Consider the following 14,905-nt stretch of genomic DNA (forward strand, 5'->3'; position numbering starts at 1 on the left):
AAAAGAGCGCTGTTGCGCTCTTTTTTATGGCTACAATTTTAAGAATAACAACTCGATCTGCTTATCCTGACCGGTTTCACAATTTTCCTGAAAAAGTCACAAAAAACACTTACTATAAAAGCCGGGTTTAAGCTCGTTATGATCAACCTTCGTGATTCGCCCAGTCACTGACCATAACGCATGCCTGAGTACTGCAAAATAATACCCAATACTGACCATTTAATTCAGAGAACTATGTGTCAATGAACAACAATCACGATGCAGAGCGCGCCTATACCCCCAGTCAACTCAACCAACTTAGCCACAATCAATATATTCAGTTGCCTGCCAATTTTATTCACGACCTTGCACAAACAGATTCCCTACAAAGTCTTCTCGACAAAATCGCATTTTGGATTTCCCATGTATTTCAGGCCGAACGCACCAGCATCACCCTGTACGATGACCATGACTTTCTAAAACTCTATTCCATTTCAGGTAATCATGCGATTCCGCTCAATTTTCAAATGCCAATTCAGAATACCTTCGTTGGACGCGTATTTCGGACCGCCTGTTTGCGAATCTGTGACGATCTAAGCCAGTTTGAGGAACTAGATTGCCAAATACTGGCCCAACATGGCATGGGGTCTTGTATGGATGCGCCTTTACTGCATAACGGCATCTGCTTGGGAACCTTAAATGTTGCCGATCAGGCCAAGTTCCATTACAGCGAAGAGCAAGCCATGCGCTTACAATGTTTAGCCAACTGGATTGCCCTGAATATTAGATTACATCTGCAAATTCAGGATATGCAAAAACTCACCTCGACCGATGAGCTGACAGGCACATTCAATCGACGCATGTTTGCTCAGGAAAGCGACCAAAATATGCTGCTGTTTTTTAGCAACAATACCCCGTTCAGTATTGGAGTGCTTGATATTGATCATTTTAAAACCTTGAATGACTTTTATGGTCATCAGGCTGGAGATTATGTGCTACAGCGCATGTGTGAAAATATTCAAGCCTATTTGGGTGAACATGATTTTCTGGCGCGTATTGGTGGTGAAGAATTTGCCATTATTTTGCCAGCACGCTTACCGAAAGACGCTATTAGACTGTTTAAACAACTGCGGATGGCCATTGAAGCGATGCAGCTCCCCTATCAGAAAGAGGTCATTTGTTTTACCGTCAGTATTGGTGTTGCTGCCGCACAAACATCGGATCACGATGCAGAAGCCGTATTAAAACGCGCCGATAAAGCCTTATATCAAGCCAAACAAGCAGGACGTAATCGGGTTCATTTTGATCCTCCTGTGTTTAAGGATGCCATCGGACGACGATAAAACACATCAACAGATTTCATGCTCTCTTCATGATTGAGGTCGGTTTGGTTTATTTTTTACAACTCCTATAAACACATCAGTCTGTTTTTTATTTAGAATTTACTCTAGATCCATATACTTACCCTTTTTAGGATAAGTGCAAGCAATACAGGGTTGTCCTGCTTGCCTGTGTGATCTTCATAAAACTATGCTGTGACCCTTTATTTGAAGTTACAGTACGCAAAGGCAAATCATCTATGGAAAATACGATTCTCTGTCCCAAATGTGGCTCTAGCGAAATTGAAAAACGCGACCACGATCAACACCTGAAAAAAGCCAGCGGTCTTTTACTGGGTTCTGCGGGTGTCGCAGCGGGCACCGTGGGTGGAGCTGCAACAGGAGCTTCGACGGGAGCTGCAATCGGTGCCGTCGCGGGGCCACTCGGAGTAATTGTCGGAGGAACCGTCGGAACCTTTATTGGGGGTATCAGTGTCGGCATTACCGGCGGCTTTTTGGGCAACTATTTTGGCAAAAAAGCGGGCGTCGTGATTGATAAGAATATTTTTCTCGATTTTAAATGTTTAAAATGTAAACATCGTTTCAAAGCACAGGTAGAAAAGTCATAGCAAGCTTATTGCGATGACTTCTGGCAAATTTACATTTTTCTAGCTTAAGCAGACTGTAGTTGCTGCACCATGGTCGCCAAACGGCGGCCCTGCGCCTCACATAAGATTTTCTCATCCTGACTCAATTGCTGGTCATGGCGTGGTCCACTCACATGACTAACACCATAGGGCGTTCCTCCAGTTTTGGTATTCGATAAAGCCGCATGCGCATTGGTCAACCCCATAATCATCATGCCGTGATGAAACAGGGGGGGCAGCATAGTCAACAACGTACTTTCTTGACCGCCATGCATCGACCCAGAAGCCGTAAAGACACACGCAGGCTTGTCATGCAATGCACCACTTAACCATAAACTGGTGGTTTGATCCCAAAAATATTTCATTTCAGAGGCCATATTGCCAAAGCGCGTGGGCGAACCTAAAGCTAAACCCGAACAATATTGCAGATCTTCCAAACTACAATAAATATCCCCTTCAGCCGGAATACTCGCCTCGGCTTCGGTCACCACTGTGGCTAAATTGGGTACGGTACGAATCTTGACCGCCATCCCTGTTGACTCTACCCCGTTAGCAATTAAATGTGCCATTTCTTTGGTGGAGCCATATTTGCTGTAATATAAAACAAGGACATAAGGTTGCATAATCGTGATGTTCTAAGCAGAAAATGAAAACTATACGGTATTTTTCCAACTTTTTGGTTAAGCTTGGCCGTGAATACACTATAAAATGATGAAGAATTGAGACTAGAAACGCATGATAGAAAAGTATTTAGTACGACTGCCTTTTTACAGCAAGACTTGGTTTCAGTTTGTTTTATTTGTCCTTCGACGTTTTGAAGCAGACCGATGCCGCGAACAAGCAGGTTCTCTTACCTATACGACGCTGTTTGCAGTGGTACCCATGCTCACCGTTTTTTTGGTTATTATTTCATCAATAAAAGCATTAGAACCAGCTCGGCAACAACTTCAGCAGTTAATCTACAGTAATTTTTTACCCAAAACCACCATCGCATTTGACAAGGTCCTGTCCGCATTTACCGATAAATCCAGTAACTTAACCATCATCGGGGTTTTATTTCTCTTTATCACCACAGTGATGATGCTGACCAGCATTGAAAATGTCTTTAATCGGATCTGGCGGGTTAAAGAAAAGCGGGGGGGAATGATTGGTTTTATGCGCTACTGGACCATTATTTCACTGGGTCCGATTATTTTAGGCAGTGCCTTTGTGCTGTCCTCTACCGTGGCCTCCATGAATATTTTGAGCAATAACTTTGCGGGCTATGAAGTTGATGGCGCCTTTCTGCTTTGGCTGATTTCATTTTCGCTGTCTATTTTGGGATTTTTTATCTTGTATTGGACTATTCCCAATCGCAGTGTTCCTGTCAAAGCGGCAATGATTGCAGGCATATTTAGTGCCAGTATTTTTGAATTATTGAAAAACCTGTTTGGGTTTATCATGACCAATTTCACCAGTTACGAAATCATTTATGGTGCATTTGCTGCGCTGCCGATTTTTCTACTGTGGATTTTCTTGTCTTGGAACATTGTGCTGCTAGGGGTAGAAATTAGCTATGCCCTAACCGCCTTCTACACCGGTAAAGAACAGAAACGTCATCCCGTGATTATGCTGCTCGATTTACTCCAGTTGTTTTATCTAAAACAACAAAGTGGGGAAAGCATGTCCGACAAAGAAGCCTTAGATGTGCTTGGGCGTGAAGAAATTGGACATTGGCCAATTTATGTATTACTGCTCGAACAGCAAAACTTGGTCAAGCGCACCGACAATAATGAATATGTCTTGGTTCGTAATCTTACTCAGGTTGATTTCTGGAGCTTTTATAAACAGCTCCCCTACACCTTGCCACGCCGAACCGATGTAAAAAATATTCACCCCGATGATCATGAGTGGATGCAACGCATTGGCCCAGCCTTTGAAGAAGCGGATGACTATTTATCGGCAAAACTGGCCATGCCCTTAGCCAGTATTTTTGAACAACGCTAAGTGACTATAAAGATGACCGAGATCACTGCTATTGATCTCGGTACTTTTGCAACTGAACGCTGAACTGCTGCATTTTTTCGGCCGCTCCTCGCACCGGCTTTTGCAATTTTGATTACGTAATTCTCTCAATTCCACGCTATAAAATGATCAAATAAGCATCTAAAATAACAATTAAACCAAATGATAAAATGACTCAAACCACAAGATTTAAAACAAGAACCCCCACAAGTACTGCTTTTGTTAGCGTGATTCAGTTGAGAAATCGCCATGACAGACAAAAAAGAAACCCCAACCATCATTATTGATGAAGACAAGCCCCAACAGGAACAATTCGAGCATCTAAAAGAAAAGCTGCGCTATCAACAAGCGATGCGAGAAAATTCTAAAATTATCGACCATAAGCAGGTTCGTCTCAATATTCAAGCAGATGCTCTTCCGAGTAAAACCTTTTTCATTATGAATGCGTTGGCAGCCATTATTGCTGCCTACGGCTTACTCAGTAACTCTACAGCGGTGGTTATCGGTGCAATGTTGGTGGCGATGATGCTGGGACCGATTGCTGGGATTTCACTGGCCTTGATTGATAGCCGCTGGATATTGTTCAAAACCGCCTTTAAAACCTTGGCGCTCGGTATCATCATGATTTACGGCATTGGCTTTGTAATCGGGATTATTCACCCCAATATTGCCATTACCGATGAAATTTTGGCGCGTACCCACCCCAACTCACTTGATCTGATGATTGCGTTGGCAGGCGGTGCTGCCGGTGCATTTGCCTCGGTCTCACCCCGACTGTCCGTTGCCGTAGTTGGGGTCGCAGTGGCAACCGCTTTGGTTCCCCCTCTGGTGGCCAGCGGTATTTTATTATCCCGAGCTGAATTTACCCTTTCAGCCAATGCCTTTTTACTAACCTTTACCAATATTATTGCTATTCAAGTCAGTTCAGCCATGGTGCTGTGGATTGCAGGCTTTAGACGCGGATCAACCGAAGAAGTCCGAAGCAAATATCTTGAATTTGCGAAACGCAACTGGGTCAGTTTAATCATTCTGCTTATATTGGCCGTCTATCTGACTTTTAACTTAATTTATTCTGTTCAAAATGAACTGTATAAATCCAAAGTTTCCGACCAGCTGGCACAAGAGCTGAACACCGAAACCAATATTATTGATACCGTGCAATTTGACTCCCAACAGGATTTCACCTTAGCCCGAGTGTTCATTCGTGGTGTAGCACCGCCCTCCACCGCAAAAATTGACGAACTCAATCGCAGTATAAGTCCTGACCGAAAAGGACATCCCACCTATGTACAGATTCGCTTTATTCCGGTTCAAATTATTCAAACCCAGCCCACTAAAATTGTTCCCTTAGATATAGCGAAAGCAGAAAAGCCCTCCCTAAAAATATTAAAACAACAGGATGAATCATGAGCAAAGCTTTACTTTTCATGGCAACCATCAGCGCTGGCTTATTACTGGATACCTCTGTTCAAGCCTGCACCCGAGTGGTCTATCATGGTGATCATCAAAATGTCATGACCGCTCGCTCCATGGACTGGAAAGTCGACGTTGGCACCAATTTATGGATTTTGCCGCAAAACATTTCCCGAAGTGGCTTAGCGGGACCACAATCGATACATTGGAAAGCCAAATATGGCAGTGTGGTGGCTACAGGCTATGACATCTCCACCACCGATGGCGTCAATGAAAAAGGACTTGCTGCAAATTTACTTTGGCTGGTCGAATCGCAATATCCTGAAATTAAAAATAAAACTCAGCCCACCTTGAGTATTTCACTGTGGGCACAATACGTTTTGGACAATTTTACGACGGTCAAGGAAGCCATTCAAGCCCTAGAAAAAGAACCCTTTATTGTGGTGACCGACCATGTTCCTGGGGAAAATCGACTTGCCACCTTGCACCTGTCGCTTTCCGATGCATCGGGGGATAGCGCCATTATTGAATACATTAATGGCAAGCAAATCATTCATCATAGTCCTCAATATCAGGTCATGACCAATTCACCAATTTTTGCTGAACAACTCGCATTAAATGAATATTGGAAACAGATTGGCGGAACCACTTTCTTACCCGGCACTAACCGCGCCTCAGATCGTTTTGCCCGTGCTGCCTTTTATATTAACGCCATTCCGAAAAATGCCAGTAGCAAACACAGCCTTGCCAGCGTCTTCAGCGTGATTCGCAATGCCTCTGTGCCTTTTGGTCTAAATACCGAAGAAGAACCCAATATTTCATCAACCCGTTGGCGCACGGTTGTTGACCACAAGAATTTGCTATACTTTTTTGAATCGGCAGTTTCACCGAATACCTTCTGGGTCGATTTGAAGACGATTGATTTTAAATCTTCACCTGTCCTGAAACTCGATTTAGGTGCAGATCAAGCCAGAGTTTATGCTGGGGATGCCACGAGACACTTTAAGACAAGCAAAGCATTCCAATTTTTAGGAACAGAATAATGGGCTAAGTCAGTTCATTTTCTTTGGGGAAATACTTTAGCACGACAAACTATTTATATTTAAAAGGGTTAAACATGAAAAGATTAAACACCGCATTACTTGGATTTGCGACCATGCTAGGACTCGCAGGCTGTGCATCTACACCTTCAACACAAACGTCCAATATTGCCTCTACGGGACTCCTCATTTGTGCACAAAATGAACTTTGCCCTGCAATTAAAGTCACGTGGAACGAGCAAGAACGCAGTAACTTAAAAATTACCGCTTATCTGCCAAGTGCCAAGGAAGACTACGACATTCAGCAGTTTGTCTTCTTAATTGATCAGAAGCCGTATAGTTATACGCCAACGGCGGCCACCACGCATGAATATATCAACCGCATGGTTCCGCATCGTTCATCGAATTACATTGTGGTTCCGAGTTCATTCTTAAGCACTTTTAAAAATGCCAAAAATATTGAACTGAAATTAGTCACCGATAAAGGCAATATTACCCGTGCCGTCTATCGGAATGGACAAGAATCCTCTGCCTATCGTGCTTTCATCAATTTATATCAGCCTTAATCTGACGCTCAATCAACATAAAAAAGCCTGTCATATACAGGCTTTTTTATGTTATTAGCAAGCAAATAGCACACTCAAATTACGACGGGTCTGCTTTTAAGGCTTTGGAGAAATGACGTGACTGCACCCAACCTTGCAAACTCACCACCAGAATACCAAGCATCACCAAAATGGTCCCAATAATGAAATTCAATTCGATTGTTTCATCCAGCAATACCACACCAAATATCACGCCAAACAATGGGGTTAAAAAGGAAAATACCCCTAAGCGCGATGCTAAATAATGCTTCAGCAGCCAAAACCAAATTAAATAACTGGCAAAAGACACAATAATCGTGTGAAACAACAAACTCCCAATCGCAAAAGACGTCCAATGAATCGTCGCCTGCCCCATGGCAAATGCCAACGGGAATAACAGCAAAAATGCGATCAGCAATTGATAAAATAAAGTTTGTGTTGCTGGGGCTTCAGCCAGCTTGGTTAAACGCACAGCAATGGTGGTGGCAGCCCATAAAATACCGGCCAGCAAAGCCAAAGCATCGCCCCATAATGCCGTTGCAGAGGCCGCTTGCGATCCTGCGGGATGCAATAAAAATGCAACACTGATGCCGAGAAAGGCAAGTCCAATACCACTCCATTGAACAATATTGAGTCGCTCAGAAGGCAGTTTCCAGTGTAAACCTAGGGCCACAAAAATCGGGGCGGTATACAGCAGCACCACCGTATGTGAAGCAGAAGTAAAACGTAAAGCCTGCGCCACCAAAAAGAATTCCGACGCAAAGAGCACCCCCACCAAAATTCCTGCGGGTAGATAATCACGACTCCACAAAGAAGCCCCATCTGCCAACTTAATCATGGGGTAAACCATCAGTGCAGACAGACCTGAGCGCAAGGCAATTTGCATAACGGCAGAAATATCTGGTGCAGCCATTTTCAAAATCACTTGCTGCAAGCCCCAAATAATACACAGCACAAACATGATGCTTGCGGCCTTACTGTCTAGTGCCTGACGATTACTCACGCTCTACTCCACCTAAATTCAAGTGCAATCACTATAGCTCTGTCATTTTTATAAGATATACTTCAAAACAGACAAAATATGCTATTTTTCAGGCAAAATCTGGTGGAGGTGATCTATGCATACGCGTGCGCAACATGACTATTATCCAATGCCCACCAATGATGAAATACCCGCCCCACTCTGGTTGCGTATTTCCGATGCACCTGCGGAATCTTGCTATCCTGTGCATGAACACGCTTGGGGAGAGTTTGTCTATGCTTTGAATGGTGTATTGGAAGTTAAGGTTGATCAGCATCATTTTCTAACGCCACCGCCGTATGGTATTTGGTTGCCCCCAAATTTAAAACATGCAGGTATTAACCGGACTGATGTGACCCATTCCACCTTGTACGTGCATGAAAGCCTGTGTGCAGCCCTACCTAAACAGGCTGGTATTTTACTGACTTCAGCTTTAGTGCCGGCGTTGCTACATCATTTACGGCAGCATCCTCTGCCCGATCATGATCCAGAGCATTTACGTTTATTACATGTGCTTTTAGATCAGCTACGGCATGCTGAATGGGTTGGCAGTTACTTACCCACCACCCAACATCCTGCCTTACACAGTTTGTTAAGTTATCTGCAGCAATCTCCTGCCGACCAGAGTACGCTGGCACAGTTGGCGCAACGGATTAATATGACTGAACGCACACTGGCGCGGTATTGCCAGCAAGAGCTGGGCATGTCTTTAAATGAATGGCGACAGCGCTTTAAAGTCATGAAAGCCATGTCGATGCTGAATGAAAATAGAACCGTCGAAAGTATTGCGCTGGATCTTGGCTATGCCAATGCTTCCGCGTTTATTAATTTATTCAAACGCTGGATGCGTTGTACGCCCGATCAATTTCGTAAAGAATATGCAGCGGAGCATTCCCCAAAATAAAAAAGGACTGTATCAACAGTCCTTTTTTATCGTTATCTCACACTTAGGCTTGAACAAAGGTGTTCCAAACATAGTCTTGTTGCTGACCTTTGAGTGTCATTTTCAGCTGATCCCCTGCTTGTAGTGCCGCCACGCCTGCTGGTGTCCCTGTCATAATCACATCCCCCACTTCTAGGGTAAAGACTTGACTCATATCGGCCAATAATGTGCCGATATCAAAAATCAAATGTGAGGTATTGCCCTGTTGGCGCAGTTCATCGTTCACTTGCAAGCTGTAATGCACAACGTCCCAGTCTTGCACCACATCGGAAACTGGAATCCAATCTCCGAGCATACACGAGCCATCAAAGGCCTTGGCACGTTCCCACGGTTGACCTTTTGTCTTCAGATCATCCTGTAAATCACGCAAGGTTAGATCCAAACCTAAGGTCACTGCCCCGATGGCTTGCAAGGCTTTCAGCGGATCAGTCTCCGCTTTCAGTTCACGATCAATGCGCAGTGTCAGTTCACACTCATAGTGACAACTGCCCCAAGCCGAATTCCACGAAATTCCATCTTCCAATGCCTTTAAGCTGCTCGGTGGCTTTATAAACAATACCGGACGATCGGGAATGGCATTTCCCAACTCTCTCGCATGGTCTGCATAGCTACGACCCACACAGACAATTTTAGATGGACGTGTACTCATGATCTTCCCTTCGACTTGTTGTGACAATAAATCTTATTATTTAAAATGCTTAAAGGTATTTTCAAATATGCTTTGATCTTCAGGCGCTGCAAAAGCCCGTTTCGGTACAATCACTACGGTACGATTTTTTAATTCAAGCATATAGGTCAGTTTACCGACCGCAAAATTCTGTACTTCGTGGTAATGCACCACTTTTTTACGACCATTGGCATAAATATCCGCATGTTCCTGATACAAATCTATGCCTTGCTCGCTTTTTCCAAATTGATATTTCACAAACTGACGCTTAAACATCATCGGCAAAAACCAATAACGTAAAACCAGCTGCAACACCAAGAAAAATACGCCGAGTGCAACGTAATAGCGCCCCACGCCAGTCAACCCTAAATAAATGCCCCAACCAATAATTGCAATACTAATCAATGGGGTAATAAAACGGGTAAATAGTTTTTTACCGAAGGTGGCTAAGGCAAAGCCATCCTGAGATTCTTCAAGGTTTAAATAGTAACGTAAAGATAAGGCAGGCTTGCTGTCTGACATAAATCCATCATCAATCTGAAAACGAGACTGCACCATAGTACACCAAATTACAGCTTTTCTTTATGCTTTTCACCACGTTTCAGCGAGAACAGATTTGAGCGTTGTCATGAAATCGACATGCTTTTGAATTATTTTAGGCACAAAAAAACCGCAAAAAATGCGGCTTCTTTTTTGGCATAGTATTGTTTCAATATCTATGCAATCAAGTTGGTGCGCTCAGAGAGATTCGAACTCCCGACCCCTTAGTTCGTAGCCAAGTGCTCTATCCAGCTGAGCTATGAGCGCGGCGTCTTGATGGAGCGAATTATACGTGTTTTTTTCATTTTGATAAGTCTTTTTTCACAAAATTGCAAACATATGCCTAGATAATGGACGATTCAGGCCTAAAAGTGCAGTTTTAATACAGATCAGATTATGATGTAGTACATTGAGTCGCATCATTGCCAAAATTTAATTGACCGAAATGCTCTGTAAACGCTGTTGGCAACCAGAACATAACCAAACATATTCCTGACTCTGCATAATTTTAAACAAACCCGCTTCACCAATCAGTTCATCAAAGCAGGTATCGCAATCATGTTGCCCCATCCAATAGGCATTTTCTAGCCATAAATATTGGTAGTAACCATCACTGAATATCATGCTGCCTTCCTGTTCTTGTTATTTCACAGACTATACAAAGCCATGTGATTCAGGAAAAGAGTTCCGTGCAAGCATGACGACAACGGTTGTCGTATTAAAGAAATGCATTAAATTTCAGACACAAAAAAACCGCAACATGTGCGGTTTATTGTTCAAGTTGGTGCGCTCAGAGAGATTCGAACTCCCGACCCCTTAGTTCGTAGCCAAGTGCTCTATCCAGCTGAGCTATGAGCGCATTACTTGTGTGCCAATTCAGGCGATACGTTACATACAGTTTACTTATTGGTGCGCTCAGAGAGATTCGAACTCCCGACCCCTTAGTTCGTAGCCAAGTGCTCTATCCAGCTGAGCTATGAGCGCGACATAAGTAAAGTTGGCGGTGAGAGAGGGATTCGAACCCTCGATACAGTTGCCCGTATGCATCCTTAGCAGGGATGTGGTTTCAGCCACTCACCCATCTCACCGTAACGTGCCGCCATAATACAAACTTAACCCTAGTACTGCAAGCACAGCCGCTCTTTTTTTTTCATTTTTTTGCTCAATTAAATACTTTTTAAACAATTCACTCCAACTTGAACAGAATTTACCCTGTATCTGCGCTTATCACACGCAGAATTTCGTCTTTCACCGCCCATTGCCTGCGGAAAAACACATTATTGCAATCATTTACGTGCAGTCTGACGCAGCATGTCTTATGCTAATCCTATCTTCTGACACAAAACCAAATCCATGATGAAAAATTGGGTCGATCCTGAAGCCAAGGCAGAAGCCGAACGCTACGAAAATCCTATTCCGAGCCGTACGCTCATTTTAGAAACCATAGAACAATTAAACGCGCCACAATCTCATGCTGACTTAGTGGAACACTTCCAAATTGCCGATCAAAAAAGTATTGATGCCTTAAGTCATCGTCTCATTGCTATGGTACGTGATGGCCAATTGATGAAAGATGGCTTTAAATTCCAGCGTATGGCTGATCAACCGAGCCATGAAGCTACGGTCTATATTAATAGCAAGGGTTTTGGTACAGCCAACATTGCTGGACATGACGATTTGCTCCTGCCTGAGCGTGAACTGCGCCAAGTCTTTAATGGTGATCGCGTAAAAGTGCAGCAAACTTCGGTAGACCGTAAAGGTAAAGCTTGGGGCTTCATCTCAGAAGTCGTGCAACGTCGTGTGAAACAAATCATTGGTAAAGTTGCTCAACATGAGGGCGAATACTTTATTCAACCTGGCAATCCGAATGCGCATCAGCCGATTACTTTGGAAAAAGAGCTGATTGAGCATGCACAGCTGAAACTGGGGGATTCGGTCCGTGTGGCGATTGATGACTATCCAACCCGTGAAGAATTTGCGACTGGCCATGTAGTCCAGTCCATGGCTGACAAGGCAGATACGGAAATCATTATTCCGCAAACCATTTTAGAATTTGGTTTGCCGTATGAGTTCCCTGAAGAGGTACTCAAAGAAGCGGAAAGTTTTAAAGAGCCCAATGCCCAAGACCGCGAAGGTCGCATCGATTTACGTGATCTACCTTTAGTCACCATTGATGGTGAAGATGCACGTGACTTTGACGATGCCGTATATGCAGAGAAACGTGCAGGTGGGGGCTACCGTGTGGTGGTAGCCATTGCAGATGTCAGCCATTATGTGCGGATCGGTAAACCGCTAGATGATGAAGCACAAGAACGTGGGACTTCAGTCTATTTCCCACACTTTGTCTTGCCGATGCTGCCTGAAGCCCTTTCCAATGGACTGTGTTCTTTAAATCCACATGTGGACCGGTTGTGTATGGTCTGTGATTTAAAACTTTCCCGTTCAGGTCGCGTGACTGGTTTTGAATTCTATCCTTCGGTCATGCATTCCAAAGCCCGTCTAACCTATACCCAAGTGGCACAATATTTTGATGGTGACAGTGCTGCGGTGCCTGAAGATCGAGACGTCCGCAAATCCCTCAATACCTTATTGCAGCTTTATCAGGTACTGAAAGATTTACGTGGCAAGCGTCATGCCATGGAGTTTGAAACGGTCGAAACCTACATGACCTTTGATGACTTGGGCGGTATTAACGAAATTCTGCCGCGTACCCGTAACGATGCGCACAAACTAATTGAAGAATGCATGTTATTGGCGAATGTGGCTGCAGCTGAATTTGCACTCGAGCATGACATTCCAATGCTGTATCGCGTGCATGAGCCACCTGAGTTTTCACGCATTCAAAAAGTCCGCGATTTTGTCAAACTGTTGGGACTGAAATTCCCAGACCAGCCGACCCAAGTCGACTATCAGGCGGTAATTGAAGCCACCAAAGACCGTATTGATGCGCCAAGTATTCATGCCGTGTTACTGCGTTCCATGATGCAAGCCTATTACGGCGCCAAAAATGCCGGACATTACGGTTTGGCCTATGAAGCTTATACGCACTTCACTTCACCAATTCGTCGTTATCCAGATTTATTGTTGCACCGTGCCATTAAAGCTAAATTGGCTGGCAAACCGTTCCCGCTTTCAGGGGCGGCACTGGATGATGCAGGCGAGCATTTCTCTCAAACCGAACGTCGTGCTGATGAAGCCTCTCGCTCGGTGACCATGTGGTTAAAGTGCCACTATATGCAACAGCACTTGGGCGATGAATTTGTCGGTGTCATTTCAGCAGTGGCTGAATTTGGTTTATTTGTGACCCTGAAAGACCTCTATGTCGACGGCATGGTACATGTCAGCCAATTAGGGGATGACTTCTTCGTATTTGACCAAGTCAGTCAAAGTCTGGTTGGGCAAAATCGTGGTCAAACCTTTGGTTTAGGCGATGAAGTTAAAATTAAAGTGGCTGGGGTGAATCTGGAAGAGCGCAAAATTGATTTTGAACTCGTTCAGCAACTTACCCATGCCGGACGCGCTGTACGCAGCCGTGCTCCGCGGGTCGCTAAGACAGCACCGGCACAAGTGAAAGAAGAAACCTTTAACCCTCGTGCCGCAAAAGCCCCAACGGAAGCGCGAGAATCAGGCGATCAAGCTGTTGCGAAAAAGAAAGCCAAGCCTAAACCAAGCGCTTACGGCAAAAAAGCCGACAAGAAAACATCGGATAAGACCGATGTGAAAAGCAAGGATAAGGCCAAGAAAAAGAGCAAAGCCAAAAAGAAAAAAGCCAACGCTAAATCGCGGAATGAATAATATTGCATAGGTGTTAAGACCCAAGGTCTTAACACCTTTTATATCCACGCTTATGAATATTTTTCGATTATTTCTCAACAAACCCATCAGCCAGTATCATCCGCTGTTTTACTTTTTATCAACGCGTAGCCGACGTGCACTACGCTATTGGCAATGGAAAACCGATGGCAAGGCTTATGCCCAAGAAATCTGCCAAAACCCTTTACCCTATCGGGTTAAAAAACATCAATCGGTCTTGATCCGTAAATTAGGCGACAGCGAACAACACTGGCAGCACAACAAAGTCATCAACCTGAAAATTGCCAGCCCCTGTATTTCGGGCATCTTGATTCATCCCCAGCAAACCTTTTCCTTCTGCCAATTGGTCGGACAGCCCACACAGGCCAAAGGCTATGTTGAAGGCATGGAACTCAGTTTTGGACAAGCCCGTGGCGGGATTGGCGGTGGCATTTGTCAAATTGCCAATCTGATACATTGGTTGGTGCTACATAGCCCCTTGCAAGTAGTACAACGGGCACAACACTCCTTTGACCCCTTCCCCGATCAAGGGCGGGTTTTACCGTTTGGCAGTGGGGCGGCCATCTTTTATAACTATATCGATTATCAATTTTATAATCCAACGCCACATAGCTTTCAAATTCGATTGTGGTTTAGTGGAAAATGTCTGGAAGGTGAACTGCGCTGCTCGGTAGATTTGGGCTATGTCTATCATGTGTTTGAGCAGAATCATGCTTTCCTGAGCATCGGTCAAGATTATTATCGTCAGAATGAAATTTGGCGGCATCGCAAAGAAAAGTACAAAAGTGGCGAGATTCTCTCGATCGAATGTATGACCAAAAATTTTGCCAAGGTTCTATATACCCCGCAGCAGATTGACCAATCTTATGCCTCTTGGGCTGAATTTGAGTCAGATGTGAAAACTAAAGCAATTAAACCTTGATTTCCGCGCTCAT

At 44.2% G+C, this 14,905-nt stretch carries 14 protein-coding genes and 4 tRNA genes; 9 read left to right on the forward strand and 9 right to left on the reverse strand.

Annotated features, from left to right (window positions below; genetic code table 11):
* Positions 1-242: 242 nt before the first annotated feature.
* Positions 243-1,322, forward strand: a complete 1,080-nt coding sequence (locus ACX17N_RS05830; protein ID WP_458891637.1) for a sensor domain-containing diguanylate cyclase — start codon at positions 243-245, stop codon at positions 1,320-1,322.
* Between the two features lie 236 nt (positions 1,323-1,558).
* The gene (locus ACX17N_RS05835) at positions 1,559-1,927 is read left to right on the forward strand and encodes a hypothetical protein (protein ID WP_458891638.1); all 369 of its coding nucleotides are present in this window, start codon (positions 1,559-1,561) and stop codon (positions 1,925-1,927) included.
* Positions 1,928-1,971: 44 nt separating this feature from the next.
* On the opposite strand, the gene wrbA is transcribed toward ACX17N_RS05835, so the two are convergent.
* Positions 1,972-2,568, reverse strand: coding sequence for an NAD(P)H:quinone oxidoreductase (gene wrbA, locus ACX17N_RS05840; protein ID WP_458891639.1), 597 nt, complete (start codon positions 2,566-2,568; stop codon positions 1,972-1,974).
* A gap of 112 nt (positions 2,569-2,680) precedes the next feature.
* Between wrbA and ACX17N_RS05845 the strand changes: the two genes are divergently transcribed.
* From ACX17N_RS05845 to ACX17N_RS05860, 4 genes are all read left to right on the forward strand, one after another.
* Positions 2,681-3,931, forward strand: coding sequence for a YihY family inner membrane protein (locus ACX17N_RS05845; RefSeq protein ID WP_458891640.1), 1,251 nt, complete (start codon positions 2,681-2,683; stop codon positions 3,929-3,931).
* 267 nt (positions 3,932-4,198) lie between these two features.
* The gene (locus ACX17N_RS05850; RefSeq protein ID WP_458891641.1) at positions 4,199-5,359 is read left to right on the forward strand and encodes a TIGR00341 family protein; all 1,161 of its coding nucleotides are present in this window, start codon (positions 4,199-4,201) and stop codon (positions 5,357-5,359) included.
* Positions 5,356-6,405, forward strand: coding sequence for a linear amide C-N hydrolase (locus tag ACX17N_RS05855; protein WP_458891642.1), 1,050 nt, complete (start codon positions 5,356-5,358; stop codon positions 6,403-6,405). Before ACX17N_RS05850 ends, ACX17N_RS05855 begins: the two co-directional genes overlap by 4 nt.
* A 74-nt stretch (positions 6,406-6,479) precedes the next feature.
* Entirely contained in the window at positions 6,480-6,968 is a 489-nt protein-coding gene (locus ACX17N_RS05860) for a hypothetical protein (RefSeq protein WP_458891643.1), read from the forward strand.
* 79 nt (positions 6,969-7,047) lie between these two features.
* Here ACX17N_RS05860 and ACX17N_RS05865 read toward each other — a convergent pair whose 3' ends face one another.
* Positions 7,048-7,989 (reverse strand): DMT family transporter, encoded by a 942-nt coding sequence (locus ACX17N_RS05865; RefSeq protein WP_458891644.1) that lies wholly within the window; start codon positions 7,987-7,989, stop codon positions 7,048-7,050.
* Between the two features lie 115 nt (positions 7,990-8,104).
* Here ACX17N_RS05865 and ACX17N_RS05870 point away from each other — a divergent pair, with 115 nt between their 5' ends.
* A complete protein-coding gene (locus ACX17N_RS05870) occupies positions 8,105-8,911 on the forward strand; it encodes an AraC family transcriptional regulator (protein WP_458891645.1) in 807 nt (268 codons plus the stop codon).
* 43 nt (positions 8,912-8,954) lie between these two features.
* On the opposite strand, the gene ACX17N_RS05875 is transcribed toward ACX17N_RS05870, so the two are convergent.
* The 7 genes from ACX17N_RS05875 to ACX17N_RS05905 all read right to left on the reverse strand — a co-directional run bounded on the left by ACX17N_RS05875 (position 8,955) and on the right by ACX17N_RS05905 (position 11,245).
* Positions 8,955-9,602: a fumarylacetoacetate hydrolase family protein gene (locus tag ACX17N_RS05875; protein ID WP_458891958.1), complete on the reverse strand. Its 648-nt coding sequence runs from the start codon at positions 9,600-9,602 to the stop codon at positions 8,955-8,957.
* A gap of 33 nt (positions 9,603-9,635) precedes the next feature.
* Positions 9,636-10,139: a YcxB family protein gene (locus tag ACX17N_RS05880; protein ID WP_458891959.1), complete on the reverse strand. Its 504-nt coding sequence runs from the start codon at positions 10,137-10,139 to the stop codon at positions 9,636-9,638.
* Between the two features lie 208 nt (positions 10,140-10,347).
* A tRNA-Arg gene (locus tag ACX17N_RS05885) sits at positions 10,348-10,424 on the reverse strand.
* Between the two features lie 165 nt (positions 10,425-10,589).
* A complete protein-coding gene (locus ACX17N_RS05890) occupies positions 10,590-10,781 on the reverse strand; it encodes a hypothetical protein (RefSeq protein WP_458891646.1) in 192 nt (63 codons plus the stop codon).
* Between the two features lie 158 nt (positions 10,782-10,939).
* A tRNA-Arg gene (locus ACX17N_RS05895) sits at positions 10,940-11,016 on the reverse strand.
* 48 nt (positions 11,017-11,064) lie between these two features.
* Positions 11,065-11,141 (reverse strand) — tRNA-Arg (locus ACX17N_RS05900).
* Positions 11,142-11,155: 14 nt separating this feature from the next.
* Positions 11,156-11,245 (reverse strand) — tRNA-Ser (locus ACX17N_RS05905).
* 265 nt (positions 11,246-11,510) lie between these two features.
* On the opposite strand from ACX17N_RS05905, the gene rnr reads away from it, so the two are divergent.
* Both rnr and ACX17N_RS05915 read left to right on the forward strand, forming a co-directional pair.
* Positions 11,511-13,952, forward strand: coding sequence for a ribonuclease R (gene rnr / locus ACX17N_RS05910; RefSeq protein WP_458891647.1), 2,442 nt, complete (start codon positions 11,511-11,513; stop codon positions 13,950-13,952).
* Between the two features lie 52 nt (positions 13,953-14,004).
* Positions 14,005-14,892, forward strand: a complete 888-nt coding sequence (locus ACX17N_RS05915) for a VanW family protein (protein ID WP_458891648.1) — start codon at positions 14,005-14,007, stop codon at positions 14,890-14,892.
* Positions 14,893-14,905: the final 13 nt, after the last annotated feature.

The sequence above is a fragment of the Acinetobacter sp. GXMZU3951 genome, from assembly GCF_054457875.1.